Raw genomic sequence first — 14,127 nt, forward strand, 5'->3', positions numbered from 1 at the left:
CTGCCCCTGATTCTGATGTTCGGCTGAGGGCCTTGGCCCTGCATCGCCCTGAAATGGGCGTGGCCCCGTATAGAGCGGTCGGCGGCACCGGAAAAGCCCCGATGACCCCTGAGGGGCAGAATGGCGGGATATCGCGCGTCGGGGGCGGGCACCTGGCCCGCCCCGCGACCGCCTCAGTGCGAGTACATGCTGATCTGCTTGCCGTCGCGGCCCGACTGGGCGCGGCGCATGATCAGGTGGTTCAGCGCCCCGACATAGGCCTTGGTGCTGGCAAGGATCGTGTCGGTATCGGCGGCCTGACCGTTCACGATGCGGCCGTCCTCCTCCATGCGGACGCTGACGGTTGCCTGCGCATCGGTGCCCTCGGTCACGGCATGGACCTGGTACAGCTTCAGCTGCGCGTCATGCGGGAAGATCTGGCGCACGGCGTTGAAGCAGGCATCGACCGGCCCGTCGCCCGTGGCGTGGACGGTCTTTTCCTCTCCGTCGACGATCATGGTCAGGTCGGCGGTCTGGCCGTCGCTGCCGCAGACGACGCGCAGATGCTTGACCTGCAGGTGGTCGTCGCCGGTATTGGCGGCGGCATCCTGGACCAGGGCCACGATATCCTCGTCGTAGACCTCCTTCTTGCGGTCGGCCAGGGCCTTGAACCGCACGAAGATGTCCTTGAGCTGGTTGTCACCGACCTCGTAGCCCAGATCCTTCAGCTTGGCGCGCAGCGCGGCGCGGCCCGAATGCTTGCCCATGGCGATGTTGGTCTCGTTCAGACCGATATCGGCAGGGCGCATGATCTCGAAGGTCTCGACGTTCTTCAGCACGCCGTCCTGGTGGATGCCCGATTCGTGCAGGAAGGCGTTCTTGCCGACGATGGCCTTGTTGAACTGCACCGGGAAACCCGACACGGCCGCCACGCGACGCGAGATGCCCATGATCTTGGTCGTGTCGATGCCCGTCTGGAACGGCATGATGTCGTTGCGGACCCGCATGGCCATCACGACCTCTTCCAGGGCGGTGTTGCCCGCGCGTTCGCCCAGGCCGTTGATCGTGCATTCGATCTGGCGGGCGCCGGCCTCGACCGCGGCCAGGCTGTTGGCCGTCGCCATGCCCAGGTCGTTGTGGCAGTGGGTCGCGAAGATGATCCCGTCCGCGCCCGGCACACGCTCCAGCAGCATACGGATCAGGTCGGCGCTTTCGCGCGGGGCGGTATAGCCGACGGTATCGGGGATGTTGATCGTGCTGGCGCCGGCCTTGATCGCGATCTCCACCACGCGGCACAGGTAATCATGTTCGGTCCGGGTGGCGTCCATGGCCGACCACTGCACGTCGTCGCACAGGTTGCGGGCATGGGTCACGGTCTGCTCGATCCGCTCGGCCATCTGGTCCATGTCCAGGTTCGGGATCGCGCGATGCAGCGGCGAGGTGCCGATGAAGGTGTGGATGCGCGGGCGGCGGGCGTGCTTCACGGCCTCCCAGCAGCGGTCGATATCGGGCAGCTGCGCGCGGGACAGGCCGCAGATGATGCTGTGGTCGCTGATCTTGGCGATCTCGGAGACGGCGGCGAAATCGCCCTCGGAGGCGATGGGGAAGCCCGCCTCGATCACGTCCACGCCCATCTCGTTCAGCATCTGGGCGATTTCCAGCTTCTCGGCATGGGACATGGTCGCACCCGGCGACTGTTCGCCATCGCGAAGCGTCGTGTCGAAGATCATCACGCGGTTCTGGTCGGTCATATCGGCGTCTTTCTTACGGCCCCGTCCTTCGGGGTCAGGTCTGGTCTGTTCGGGTCACCCCGGGCACTGACCTTGCTGAGCGGTGGCCCGGGCAGCCCGCTCAGCGCAGCGTAAGAAGCAGCAGACCGCGGAGGTTCACGGCCGGACGGACGCCGCGTGCGGCGTTCCTGGCAGAGGCGATGTGGCGCATCCGTGTCATGGGCGCGACTATGCCGCCCATGTCCCGGTTTGAAAAGCCGAAAAATCCCCCGATCCGGCAGCGGCGGGGTTTCGCGGGGCGGCGATTGTTATCATCGAAACGTCACATTTTGTCTGGATACAATCCCTGCCCTCACGTTATCCTGAACGCACCAACAAGAACGATAACCAACAGATGAGGGAACAATGTCACGCAAGATCGTCGTCGGTTTTGACGGCAGCGACGCGTCGCGGCGTGCGCTGGACTTCGCAATAACGCGGGCGCAGGCACAGGGCGACAGCATCGTCATCGCCCATGTGCTGGAATGGTCGCCCTACAGCTTCCTCTCGCCGACCGAGCTGGAGGAACGCCACCGTCGCCGCAAGGAGGAACTGCAGCGCGCCGAGACCGCGATCCTCGCCCCCGAGCTGAAGCGCGTGCAGGCCGCGGGCGTCCCCGTCGCGACGGCCATGCGCTATGGCCACATCGCCGAGACGCTGTGCCGGATCGCCAATGACGAGGGCGCGGCGCTGATCTTCATCGGTCGCATGGGCGAATCGGGCATCGCCGCACGGCTGTTCGGTTCGGTCGCGGCAACGCTGGCACAGGTTTCGCCCGTGCCGGTGACCATCGTGCCCTGAGCGGCGTGGTGAAGGAATAACAGGGATGAAAACAACAATGACACCATTCACCAAGACCCTGGCCATGGCGGGCCTTCTGGGCGCATCCGGCGCGATGCCCGCAGCCGCGCAGGGCATCGACGAGACGGTGAACCAGATCTTCGCCAGCTCGACCGGGTGGTTCGTGAACCTGATCTTCAGCAGCTTCCCCGGCACCAACGTGCCCTGGATCGTGTGCTGGCTGGTGATCGCGGCGACCATCTTCACCATCTATTTCGGCCTGATCCAGATCCGCGCCTTCGGCCATGCCCTTGCGCTGGTGCGCGGCAGCTACAGCGACCCGAACGACGCGGGCGAGGTCAGCCACTTCCAGGCGCTGACCACCGCCCTGTCGGGCACGGTGGGCCTGGGCAACATCGCGGGCGTCGCGGTGGCCATCGGCATCGGCGGTCCGGGCGCGACCTTCTGGATGATCCTCGCGGGTCTTCTGGGGATGGCGACCAAGTTCACCGAATGCACCCTGGGCGTCAAATACCGCAACGAGTTCGCGGACGGCCACGTCTCGGGCGGTCCGATGTACTACATGACCAAGGGCTTTGCCGAACGCGGCCTGCCGGGCGGCAAGATCCTTGCGATCCTGTTTGCGATCTTCTGCATCCTGGGCAGCTTCGGCGGCGGGAACATGTTCCAGTCGAACCAGGCGCATGCGCAGCTGATCAACGTGGTCGGCGACTATCCGGGCTGGATCACGGGCGTCGTCATGGCGGTCATCGTGTTCCTGGTCATCGTGGGCGGCCTGAAGTCCATCGCCAGCGTGACCGAGAAGGTCGTGCCCTTCATGGCCGTCATCTATGTCGGCACGGCGCTGATCATCATCGCCATGAACTATGACATGATCGGCACGGCATTCGGCCAGATCTTCCGCGGCGCCTTCACCTGGGACGGCGCGGTCGGCGGTGCGATCGGCGCGCTGATCCAGGGCTTCCGCCGCGCGGCCTTCTCGAACGAGGCGGGCGTCGGTTCGGCCGCCATCGCCCACAGCGCGGTGCGCACGAAGGAACCCGTGACCGAGGGCATCGTCTCGCTTCTGGAGCCCTTCATCGACACCGTGGTCATCTGCACCATGACGGCACTGGTCATCATCATCACCGGCCAGCTGATCACCGACCCCGAAACCGGCATGTTCGTCCTGAACGAGGCCGGCACCGCGATCGCCACCGAATCGGGCAACAGCGGCGTGGCGCTGACCTCGGCGGCCTTCAGCCAGACCTTCGGCTGGTTCCGCTACATCCTGGCCGTGGCGGTGGTCCTGTTCGCCTTCTCGACCATGATCTCCTGGAGCTATTACGGCCTCAAGGCCTGGACCTTCCTCTTCGGCGAGGGCCAGACCAAGGAGCTGATCTTCAAGGTCATCTTCTGCTGCTTCGTCGTCATCGGCGCGGCTGCCAACCTGGGTCCGGTCATCGACTTCTCGGACGCCGCGATCTTCGCGATGGCCGTGGTCAACATCATCGCGCTCTATGCACTGATGCCGATCGTGAAGTCCGAGATGAACAGCTATCTCTCGCGTCTGCGCAGCGGGGCGATCCGCAAGTTCGACTGACGCTTGCGTCACGAAGCTGAACGGGCGGGCATCCAAGCGGATGCCCGCCTTTTTTCGTGCATCGCGGATGGCTGTTAGCGCCCAACTGTGCCAAGAGGCGCCACCCGTCGGGGACCGCCAAGGAGGACCAGGGCCATGAGCCAGCCGCGTTTCGTGCATCCGGGCATGCGTATGCCCTTCATTCTGCTGACGACCTGCTTTGCCGCATGGGGCATCGCCGCGAACATGACCGACCCGCTGGTGCAGGTCTTCTCGCGAATCTTCTCGATGTCCACGCTTCAGGCGTCCTTCGTGCAGTTCGCCTACTACGGGGCGTATTTCCTGCTGGCACTGCCCGCCGCCTTCATCAACCGCCGCTTCTCGTACAAGACCGGCGTGCTGACGGGCCTGGGCTGCGCGATCGCGGGGGCGTTCATGTTCTATCCGGCGGCGCAGGCGATGACCTTCGGCTTCTTCCTGGCCGCGCTGTTCCTGCTGGCGGGTGGCCTGTCGATCCTTGAAACCTCGGCCAATCCCTTCGTCATCGCGATGGGCCCGGAAGGCAACGCCACGCGCCGCCTGAACCTGGCGCAGGCATTCAACCCCGTCGGCACGAATATCGGCGTGTTCCTTGCGGCCACGCTGATCCTGCCGCAGCTGAACCCCGCCACCGATGCCGAACGCGCGCAGATGACCCCCGAGGCCCTGCGCACGATCCAGCAGGCCGAACTGTCTGCGGTCATGACCCCCTATGTCGGCTTCGCCTTCGTGCTGCTGGCGATCTGGGTGCTGATGGCCATGATGCGCATGCCCGCCGAACGCGAGGCCGTGGCCTCGAGCGCGGCCGACGTCCAGGTCGGCGGCACGCTGAAGCGGCTGATGGGCAACCGCCATTACGTCTTCGGGGTGCTGGCGCAGTTCTTCAACGTCGCGGCGCAGACCTGCGCCTGGACCTTCACGATCCAGTACGTGATCGGCACCGTTGGCGGGACCGAGGCGCAGGCCGGCTGGTACCTTCAGGCCAGCCTGATCGTGTTCCTCATCTCGCGATTCGTCATGGTGGGCATCATGGGGGTAATCCGTCCGGCGCTGCTGCTGACGGTGATGGCGCTGGCGGGAACCGCGCTGTGCTTCTTCGCGGCCTCCGATCCCGGCCTGATCGGGGTCTGGGCGGTCGTCATGCTGTCGGCATGCCTGTCGCTGATGTTCCCGACCATCTACGGCATCGCGCTGCATGGGCTGGGCGACGACACCAAGTTCGGCGCGGCGGGGCTGGTCATGGCGATCCTGGGCGGGGCTCTGATGCCGCTGATCCAAGGCGCGACGCTGGATGCCTATGGCGCGGCCGTCAGCTATGTCGTGCCGGGGCTGTGCTTCCTCGTGGTGGCGGGCTTCGGCCTGTTCGACCTGCGTCATCCCGCGCGGGGCTGACGCCGATCTTCCGGTTCGCCATGTGCCTGCCGCAATGCGGCATTGCGGCGAACCGGGCTTGTCCAATTCCGTGTTTGCGCAAACATAGGGCATGTGAACGACAGAAGGATCGCAACATGCTTGGACATTTCGGGATCTATGGCACGGAAGAAGGCCGCCGCATGATGAAGGGCACCGCCCGCCCGACCGAGGGGCTGTTCATGCTGCCCCACCAGATCGCCGCGTTGAACGCGCGCCATGCGCGGGGCCGTCGCCCGATGGGCTGGCTGCGGATGCTGCGCCGCGTGGCCGGCCTGCCCGCCTGAGACCTTCGCGGGGCCGTCAGCGACGGGCGGGGATCAGCTGCTGCGCGGCGCCCGCCACCAGCAGCCAGGCCGAGGTGATCACCAGGCCCCAGATCGCCCAGCTGGAGGGGTGGAAATCCACCCAGGCCGCACGCGCCGCGAAGGCGACCCACAGGACCGCCATCGGCAATGAAATGGCGCGCCAGCGCTCGGTCCGAACGGGGTGGATGAACTTGATGTTGGTGAACATCGCGACCGTCAGCGCGATGACGATCGCCAGGATGACGACCCAGTGCGGCCTGACGGCGAACAGCACCAGCACCACCATGTTCCAACAGCCCGGAAAGCCCGCGAAGCTGTTGTCCAGCGTCTTCATCCGGCTGTCGGCGAAATACACGACGCTGCCATAGACGATGGCGATCATCGCCAGCCAGCCCGTCCAGCCCGACAGCAGGCCCGACTGGAACAGCGCGAAGGCCGGGATGAACACATAGGTCAGATAGTCGATGATCAGATCCATCAGCACGCCGTCATAGGCGGCGAAGTTGCGCTTGACGTCGTAGCGGCGCGCAAGCGGACCGTCGATCCCGTCGACGACGAAGGCGAAGACCAGCCACAGGAACATCAGCGCCCATTCGCCGTTCGCGGCCGCCAGCATCGCCAGCATGGACAGGACCGCCCCGGTGGCGGTCAGAAGATGGACGGCAAGTGCTTTGTGACGGATCTGCATCGCGATGTTGTCGCAGCTTGCGGCTGGCTGCGCAACCGGATCAGCGCAGGATAGGCGGGCCTTTCGGCTTCGGCGGCTCGGGCTGTTCGGGCAGGCTCAGATCGAAGCGCAGCGCCGAGACGGGAACATCCGCATCCGAGAAGCTGATATCGACCCCGCCCGGCTGTTCGGGCAGGAAGGCCAGCGTCTCGGACAGGGCCTTGGCGATGGCGGGCTGGCGGTCGTCGGGGGCGCCCGCGATCAGCAGCAGGTGCGAGGCCGGACCGTCGGCCTCTCCTCCGACGCCGACCAGCGCGGCGCCCGCGATCAGGCCGCGCATGTCGGCCAGCCGTTCGGACAGCGGCTGGACCAGCGCCTTGACGGTGACGGGCGCGGGCGCGGTCAGGCGCAGCCGCGCCTCGTCCGCGGTCGGCGCGGAGGACAGCGCCCCGGCCAGCCAGTCCAGCAGACCCGCATCCAGCAGCATCTCGGACGGGTGGCCCGGATTGACCAGCAGCCCGGTGCCCTGCCGGCGCAGAAGATCCGCCAGCACCCGCCCCGGCAGCGCGGCATAGGCGACCGGTCCGCCCATGAAGCCCGCCAGCCGATCCTCGGCATCGCAGGCCAGCGCCACGGGGGTCTCGTCCAGCGGAAAGGTCCGCAGCTCGATCTCGTCGCCCTCGGGGTCGCGGGTCAGGGCCACGAACAGCTCGGTATCCGCCAGCCGCGACAGCATCCTGGCGCGCAGCGCCGAGGGCGCATCGTGGAACGACACGGTTGCAAGATCATCGAGCGCGGTCATGGGCCCCTCACCTTCCTTTTATCGCCCTGCCCTAGTCCCTGCGGCCCTTGCAGGGCAAGCCGCGATTGCAACCCGGTGCGGAATGGTCGCAATATCCGCGCCATGAATCGACGCAGCCTGATCCTCGGCGCCGCTGCGGCGTCATGCCTTGCCGCCCCGCGCATCGCGCATGCCGGGCTGGGCGACATCCTTGTCGATGCGCGCAGGCTGGACCGCCTGCGGGCCGTCGCCGTCTGGTGCGAGGACGGCACTGGCGGCAAGGAGGTCGCGGCCCAGGGCTATGGCGCGTTCACCCCGGACGATCCGACGAACATCAAGTCGGCTTCGAAATCGGTCATCTCGGCGCTGGCGGGCATCGCCATTGGCAAGGGCCTGCTGGAGGGGCCGGACCAGCGCATCGCGCCGCTGCTGCGCCGCGACCTGCCCGCCGACCCCGATCCGCGCCTGCAGGAGATCACCCTGGGCCAGCTTCTGTCGATGCAGGCGGGGCTGGAACGGCAATCGGGGCCGAATTACGGCCGGTGGGTCGCCAGCGACAACTGGGTCCGCGCCGCGCTGGCCGCACCCTTCGTGCAGGATCCCGGTCAGCGGATGCAGTATTCCACGGCCTCGACCCATCTGGTCGCGGCGATCCTGACGCGCATCACGGAACGCCCGCTGCTGGAAACCGCGCGCGACTGGCTGGGACAGATCCCCGGCTTCCGGATCACCGGATGGGACCGCGATCCACAGGGCATCTACCTGGGCGGCAACCAGATGGCGATGAGCACGCGGTCGTTGCTGGCCTTCGGCGCGGCCTATGCCCGTCACGGCATGGCAGGCGGCAGGCAGGTGATTCCCGAAACCTGGATCGAGGACAGCTGGCGCAGGCGGACCCGGTCGGTCTTCAGCGGCCAGGGATACGGCTATGGCTGGTTCATCGGCTCGATGGCCGGACGGCCCGTGCGGTTCGGCTGGGGATATGGCGGGCAGATGATCTATGTCCTGCCGCGGATGGGCGACAGGGCCGCGATGGCCATCGCCATCACCTCGGACCCCGACAGCCCTTCGGCACGGACCGGGTACCGCGACGACCTGCACGCGCTTGCGCGCGAGTTGGTCGCCTCGGCCGACGGCATCACTCGATGAAGTCGGCGGCCTGGAAGTTGCCCAGGTTGCCCAGAAGCTGACCGATCAACGAGATCTCGGTCACGCTGCCATCCGTCACGCGGCGCGACAGCGACACGATACGCCCGCGCTCCAGGCCGAAACGCTCGACATTGCTGACGACGCCCGATTCCGCGAAGGACACGGCGACGACCTGGCGCTCGATTTCCTGCGGAGCGGCGGGGCCGATGCGGCGCCAGCGCGACCCGACATAGTACCAGCCCGACCCCGTCAGAAGCCCCTGGGCCGAGGGACGGCCGATCAGCGCGGGCAGATCCTCGCGGGTGGTCTGGCCCACCTGGACCTGTGCCAGGTCGATCTCGGGCGGGACATAGCCGTGGTTGCGATAGGTCGGCGAACAGGCCGCGACGCCCAGAAGCGCCAGAAATGCCAATGTCATCAGGCTTCTGATGGCGTGCATGATGTGGTCTCTCCTTGGGGCGGTTGACGCGGCTTGCCTTGCCTAGCAAACTCGGCACCCGCGCTCAAGAATGTCAATCCGGACGTGATCGCGCAGCGCACCCGTCCCCGAGCCAACCCCCGAGGCCCCATGACCGATCCCGCATCGCATCCGCAGCGCCTGCGCGTGGCGCATCTGAACCCCAATGCCGCGAACCCCTTCCACCTGCGTCCCGATGCCGATGCGCGCCAGGCCATCGCCGGCGAACTGGGGCTGGAACAGCTGTCCAGGCTGGATTTCCAGGGCAATGTCCGCGCCGAGGGCCGCGAGGGCTGGAAGCTGACCGGCACCCTGAAGGCCCGCGTCACCCAGCCCTGCGTCGTCACGCTCAAGCCCGTGCGCAGCGATGTCGAAAGCCCGGTCTCGCTGCGCTTCGCGCCCGATCTTCACATTCCCGAGGGCGAGGAGATCGAGATGCCCGACGAGGATCTGGAGCCGCTCGGGCAGTTCATCGACCTGACCGCCATCATGACCGAGGCTCTGAGCCTTGCGCTGCCCGAATATCCGCGCGCGCCCGATGCCGAACTGGACGCCCCCGCATCCGACGAGGACGCAGCCCCGGTCGATACCCGCCGCCCCTTCGCCGATCTCGACAAGCTGCTGGGGGGCAAGGACCAGGAGTCCTGAGCGCGGGGGATTCGCGGCCCGTCGGGCGAATCCCCCGGCCGGTGCCCCGTGTCGCGGATGCAACAGAAGGACGCCAAATGGCGGCTTGCATCCCCCCACGGAAGCTGGAATGAGGGGATTCGACGACAAACCTTGCGCAAATGCGACGCCTGCCCGGCCACGAGGGCTTGCGGGCGGGGCCGTCATGGCGTATCTGCGCGGTTCATTTACGAATTCAAATCTACCGGTGCGAAGGCGTTGCGGCGCTGCACCCTGACAACCGAGGTGGTGACATGGCTGTCCCTCAGAATCGCGTAACCCGGTCCAAGCGTGGCATGCGTCGTGCGCATGATTCGCTGGTTGCGGGCAACCCGAACGAATGCTCGAACTGCGGCGAACTGAAGCGTCCGCATCACGTCTGCCCGTCCTGCGGCCACTATGCCGACCGCGAGGTCGTTGCGCAGGCGAACGAGATCGACCTGGACGACGACGCAGCCTGATCCGGGTTAGCGGCGCATCCTCATGACCGTCGACAACGCGTCATCCAATATGTCGCGCAGCCCGGAGCAGCCGGGCAGCGTGGTGATATCGATCGATGCGATGGGTGGCGACCGCGGTCCCGCCGCAGTCGTCGCGGGCATGGCGGCCAGCGCCGAGAAGAACCCCGAGATCAGCTTCATCGTCCATGGCGACGAGGCCGAGCTGCGCCGCCTGATCGGGCGGCGCAAATCGCTTGCGGGCCGCTGCGACATCCGCCACGCGGATGGCGTCGTGACGATGGACGACAAGCCTTCGCAGGTCGTGCGCAAGGGTCGGGACACCTCGATGTGGTCCACCCTCGAATCCGTCCGCGAGGGCGAGGCGATGGTCGCGGTCAGCTGCGGCAATACCGGCGCGCTGATGGCGATGTCGATGCTGCGCCTGCGCAAGCTGCCGGGCGTGAACAGGCCCGCGATCGCGTGCCTCTGGCCTTCGCGCAATCCGCAGGGCTTCAACATCATGCTGGATGTCGGCGCCGACATCCGTGCGGATGCCCACGACCTTCTTCAATACGCGCTGATGGGCACGTCCTATGCCCGCAACGGGCTGGGGCTGGAAATGCCCCGCATCGGCCTGCTGAACGTGGGCACCGAGGAACACAAGGGCCGGACCGAGCTGAAGCAGGCGGACGAGATGATCCGCGATGCCGCAGCCGATGCCCATTACGAATATGTCGGCTTCGTCGAGGGGGGCGATCTGCCCTCGTCTCGCGTGGATGTCATCGTGACGGACGGCTTCACGGGCAATATCGCCTTGAAGACGGGCGAAGGCACCGCCAAGCTGGTGGGAGAGTTCCTGAAGGACGCCTTCGCGAAATCGCTCATGTCGAAATTCGCGGCGCTTCTGGCGATGACCTCGCTCAGGCGCCTGCAGAAGCGGATCGACCCGCGGCGCGTGAACGGCGGCATCTTCCTGGGGCTGAACGGCACGGTCGTGAAATCGCACGGCTCGGCCGATGCGACGGGCGTATCCGCCGCGATCAAGCTGGCATTCACGCTGGCGAAATCCGGGTTCCAGGACCGTCTCGCCGCACGTGTGGCGCAGGCCACCGGGACCGGCGAAACGGGAGCATCTTCGTGATTCGACGCTCAGTCGTCCGTGGCACCGGACATTATCTTCCCGAACGCGTTGTCGAGAACAGCTGGTTCGAGGAACGGCTGGACACCACCGATGAATGGATCCGCTCGCGGTCCGGCATCGAACGCCGCCACTTCGCGGCCGAGGGTCAGACCACCAGCGACCTCGCGATCCGGGCCTCGAAGGCCGCGCTGGAACGCGCGGGCCTGACCGCCCAGGATATCGACGGCATCGTGCTTGCGACCTCGACCCCCGATTTCACCTTCCCCGCCGTGGCGACGATGGTGCAGTCCGGGCTGGGGATCAAACGCGGCTTCGCCTATGACGTGCAGGCCGTCTGCGCGGGCTTCGTCTTCGCGCTGGCCAATGCCGACGCGATGATTCGCGCGGGCCTTGCCGAACGCGTGCTGGTCGTCGGCGCCGAGACGTTTTCCCGCATCATGGACTGGACGGACCGTTCGACCTGCGTGCTGTTCGGCGACGGCGCGGGCGCGCTGATCCTCGAGGCGCAGGAGGGACGCGGCGACAGCGACGATCGCGGCATCCTGTCTTCGGACCTGAACAGCGACGGGTCCTATCGCGAACTTCTGTATGTCGATGGCGGCGTGTCCAGTACCGGCACCGCGGGTCAGCTGCGCATGCAGGGCAACCTGGTCTTCCGCCACGCGGTCGACAAGCTGGCCAAGACGACGACGACCTCGCTGACCAAGGCCGGCCTGACCGATGCGGATGTCGACTGGATGATCCCGCACCAGGCGAACCTGCGCATCATCACCGCGACCGCCCAGAAGATGGGCCTGCCGATGGAGAAGGTCGTCCTGACCGTCGCAGATCACGGCAACACCTCGGCCGCATCGATCCCGCTGGCCATGTCCATCGCGGATCGCGAGGGCCGCCTGCAACAGGGCCAGGTCATCGCGACCGAGGCCATCGGCGGCGGCCTCAGCTGGGGCTCGGTCGTGCTGCGCTGGTAAGGCGCGGCACCGTTCCACATCCCGGAATGATTTTCCGTCCAGCGGGCGGTTGACACAAGGGAACCCTTCCTCAAGACTGCAGACAATGCAGGTGCAGCATCGCGCCACAGACTCTGGGGAGGGTCCTTACATTGCCGATTGTCCGTCTGATCGACGGCGTGAACGAGCTTGTCGGGCGCGTCGTGTCCGTTGTTGCGCTGCTCTTCGCCGTCATCATCATCTATGACGTCTTCATGCGCTATGTGCTGGGTCAGCCGACCCGGTGGGCGTTCGACGTGACCAAGCAGCTCTACGGTTTCTACTTCATCATGCTGGGCGGCTATGCGCTGCGGCACCAGTCGCATGTGCGCGTGGACCTGCTGACCTCGCGGATGGGGCCGACCCTGCGCCGCTGGACCGAGGTCGTGGGCTATGTGATCTTCTTCTTCCCCTTCGCCTGGATCTTCGCCCGTCGCAGCTGGGATTTCGCGATGACCTCGTGGAACCAGGGCGAGCTGACCTATGGCGCGGTGCAGCTGCCCGTCTATCCGCTGAAGATGGCGATGTTCGTCGCCGCGGTGCTGCTGCTGATCCAGGGCGTCTCCGAGGTGCTGAAGCTGATCCTGAACCGCGCGCCCCATATCCCCGATTCCGAGGTGCTCGATGTCCGGTGAAACCATCGCCCTGGTAATGTCCGGCCTGCTTCTGCTGGGCCTGTTCCTGGGCCACCCGCTGGCCTTCGTGCTGGGCGGCACCGCCGTCCTGGGCGCGTTCATCGCGGGCAAGCCGATGGTGCTGGGCATCGTCATCAACCGCATCTTCGGGGACGTGCTGGACAATTACGTCCTGATCGCCATTCCGCTCTTCGTGCTGATGGCGCGTTTCCTGTCCGACAGCGGCGTGACCGACCGCATGTTCGAGGCGCTGCGCCACCTGATGAGCCGCGTCACCGGCGGCCTTGGCCTTGCGGTGGTCTTCATCTCGATCCTGCTGGCGGCCACCACCGGCATCATCGGCGCGTCCATCACGGTGATGGGCATGATGGCGCTGCGCCCCATGCTGCAATACGGATACGACAAGCGGCTGGCGACGGGCCTGATCGGCGCGTCTGGGTGCCTTGGCATCTTGATCCCGCCCTCGATCATGCTGATCCTTATGGCGTCCTATGCGCCGGGCCTGTCGGTGGGGCAGCTGTTTGCGGGCGCGATGGTGCCTGGGCTGCTTCTGGGGGTGATGTATGCGGTCTATGTCGCGGCCATCGCCTGGCTGAAGCCCGACTGGGCGCCCAAGGTCGCCGATGACGAACGCATCAGCCGCGGCGCCATGTGGCGCATGCTGCTGGTCGAGGCCGTTCCCCCGCTGATCCTGATCCTGGGCATCCTGGGCTCGCTTCTGGCCGGCGTCGCCACCGCGACCGAGGCCAGCGCCATCGGCGCGGTCCTGGCGCTGCTGATCGTGATCTTCCGCGGCCGCTTCCAATGGGCGACCTTCTACTCGGCCCTGCTGGAGACCGGGCGCACCAGCGCGATGATCCTGTTCATCGTGGTCGGCGCGACCGCCTTCACGGGCGTCTTCAACATCACGGGCGGCCTGCGCGCCAGCCAGGACCTGATCCGCGGCCTGGCCGAGGATCCCTATACCCTGGTCGCGGTGATGCTGCTGGTCGTGTTCATCCTGGGCATGTTCCTCGACTGGACGGGCATCGTGCTGCTGTCCTTCCCGATCTTCCTGCCGCTGGTGGGCGAGATGGGGATCGATCCCCTGTGGTTCGTCGTCCTGATGGCCGTCGTGCTGCAGACCAGCTTCCTGTCGCCGCCCTTCGGCTATGCGCTGTTCTACATGCGGGCCATCGCGCCCCCCGAGGTGCGCACCGGCGACATCATCATGGGCGTCCTGCCCTTCATCGGCCTCGTGATCCTGATGTGCGTGCTGATGATCCTGTTCCCGGCCCTGGTCACCTGGCTTCCCGCCGCGATCTACGGCTGACGACATACCAACGGAGGAGAGAA

15 protein-coding genes are annotated in these 14,127 nt (G+C 66.4%); 11 read left to right on the plus strand and 4 right to left on the minus strand.

The annotated features are described in order from the left end of the window. Positions 1-173 precede the first annotated feature (173 nt). On the minus strand, positions 174-1,730 hold the full coding sequence (locus tag F804_RS0107640) for a 2-isopropylmalate synthase (RefSeq protein ID WP_022707160.1): 1,557 nt from the start codon (positions 1,728-1,730) through the stop codon (positions 174-176). A gap of 384 nt (positions 1,731-2,114) precedes the next feature. On the opposite strand from F804_RS0107640, the gene F804_RS0107645 reads away from it, so the two are divergent. From F804_RS0107645 to F804_RS0107660, 4 genes are all read left to right on the plus strand, one after another. Further along, entirely contained in the window at positions 2,115-2,549 is a 435-nt protein-coding gene (locus tag F804_RS0107645; protein WP_022707162.1) for a universal stress protein, read from the plus strand. Positions 2,550-2,586: 37 nt separating this feature from the next. After that, the gene (locus F804_RS0107650) at positions 2,587-4,131 is read left to right on the plus strand and encodes an alanine/glycine:cation symporter family protein (RefSeq protein ID WP_022707163.1); all 1,545 of its coding nucleotides are present in this window, start codon (positions 2,587-2,589) and stop codon (positions 4,129-4,131) included. A gap of 135 nt (positions 4,132-4,266) precedes the next feature. After that, positions 4,267-5,541, plus strand: a complete 1,275-nt coding sequence (gene fucP / locus F804_RS0107655) for an L-fucose:H+ symporter permease (RefSeq protein ID WP_022707164.1) — start codon at positions 4,267-4,269, stop codon at positions 5,539-5,541. A 116-nt stretch (positions 5,542-5,657) separates the two neighbouring features. Beyond that, positions 5,658-5,846: a hypothetical protein gene (locus F804_RS0107660; protein ID WP_022707165.1), complete on the plus strand. Its 189-nt coding sequence runs from the start codon at positions 5,658-5,660 to the stop codon at positions 5,844-5,846. Between the two features lie 16 nt (positions 5,847-5,862). Here F804_RS0107660 and F804_RS0107665 read toward each other — a convergent pair whose 3' ends face one another. Together F804_RS0107665 and F804_RS0107670 are read right to left on the minus strand one after the other, a co-directional pair. Continuing rightward, positions 5,863-6,555, minus strand: coding sequence for a CDP-alcohol phosphatidyltransferase family protein (locus F804_RS0107665; protein ID WP_022707166.1), 693 nt, complete (start codon positions 6,553-6,555; stop codon positions 5,863-5,865). 40 nt (positions 6,556-6,595) lie between these two features. After that, positions 6,596-7,336: an SseB family protein gene (locus tag F804_RS0107670; protein WP_022707167.1), complete on the minus strand. Its 741-nt coding sequence runs from the start codon at positions 7,334-7,336 to the stop codon at positions 6,596-6,598. Positions 7,337-7,438: 102 nt separating this feature from the next. Here F804_RS0107670 and F804_RS0107675 point away from each other — a divergent pair, with 102 nt between their 5' ends. Next, positions 7,439-8,464 (plus strand): serine hydrolase domain-containing protein, encoded by a 1,026-nt coding sequence (locus tag F804_RS0107675; protein WP_022707168.1) that lies wholly within the window; start codon positions 7,439-7,441, stop codon positions 8,462-8,464. On the opposite strand, the gene F804_RS0107680 is transcribed toward F804_RS0107675, so the two are convergent. Continuing rightward, positions 8,454-8,882 (minus strand): outer membrane protein assembly factor BamE, encoded by a 429-nt coding sequence (locus F804_RS0107680; protein WP_028725759.1) that lies wholly within the window; start codon positions 8,880-8,882, stop codon positions 8,454-8,456. The genes F804_RS0107675 and F804_RS0107680 overlap by 11 nt on opposite strands. A 150-nt stretch (positions 8,883-9,032) precedes the next feature. Here F804_RS0107680 and F804_RS15965 point away from each other — a divergent pair, with 150 nt between their 5' ends. The 6 genes from F804_RS15965 to F804_RS0107710 all read left to right on the plus strand — a co-directional run bounded on the left by F804_RS15965 (position 9,033) and on the right by F804_RS0107710 (position 14,104). Beyond that, positions 9,033-9,569: a YceD family protein gene (locus F804_RS15965; protein WP_022707170.1), complete on the plus strand. Its 537-nt coding sequence runs from the start codon at positions 9,033-9,035 to the stop codon at positions 9,567-9,569. Positions 9,570-9,841: 272 nt separating this feature from the next. Further along, positions 9,842-10,048, plus strand: coding sequence for a 50S ribosomal protein L32 (gene rpmF, locus F804_RS0107690; RefSeq protein ID WP_022707171.1), 207 nt, complete (start codon positions 9,842-9,844; stop codon positions 10,046-10,048). 22 nt (positions 10,049-10,070) lie between these two features. Continuing rightward, positions 10,071-11,168, plus strand: a complete 1,098-nt coding sequence (gene plsX, locus F804_RS0107695; RefSeq protein ID WP_022707172.1) for a phosphate acyltransferase PlsX — start codon at positions 10,071-10,073, stop codon at positions 11,166-11,168. Continuing rightward, positions 11,168-12,139 carry a beta-ketoacyl-ACP synthase III gene (locus F804_RS0107700; protein ID WP_028725761.1) on the plus strand — a complete coding sequence of 324 codons (972 nt, stop codon included), beginning with the start codon at positions 11,168-11,170 and terminating at the stop codon, positions 12,137-12,139. Before plsX ends, F804_RS0107700 begins: the two co-directional genes overlap by 1 nt. Positions 12,140-12,270: 131 nt before the next feature. Next, positions 12,271-12,792 carry a TRAP transporter small permease subunit gene (locus tag F804_RS0107705; RefSeq protein ID WP_022707174.1) on the plus strand — a complete coding sequence of 174 codons (522 nt, stop codon included), beginning with the start codon at positions 12,271-12,273 and terminating at the stop codon, positions 12,790-12,792. Beyond that, positions 12,782-14,104, plus strand: coding sequence for a TRAP transporter large permease (locus F804_RS0107710; protein ID WP_028725762.1), 1,323 nt, complete (start codon positions 12,782-12,784; stop codon positions 14,102-14,104). Before F804_RS0107705 ends, F804_RS0107710 begins: the two co-directional genes overlap by 11 nt. The last annotated feature ends 23 nt before the right edge of the window (positions 14,105-14,127 follow it).

Source organism: Paracoccus zeaxanthinifaciens ATCC 21588 (assembly GCF_000420145.1).
Classification (GTDB): Bacteria; Pseudomonadota; Alphaproteobacteria; order Rhodobacterales; family Rhodobacteraceae; genus Paracoccus; species Paracoccus zeaxanthinifaciens.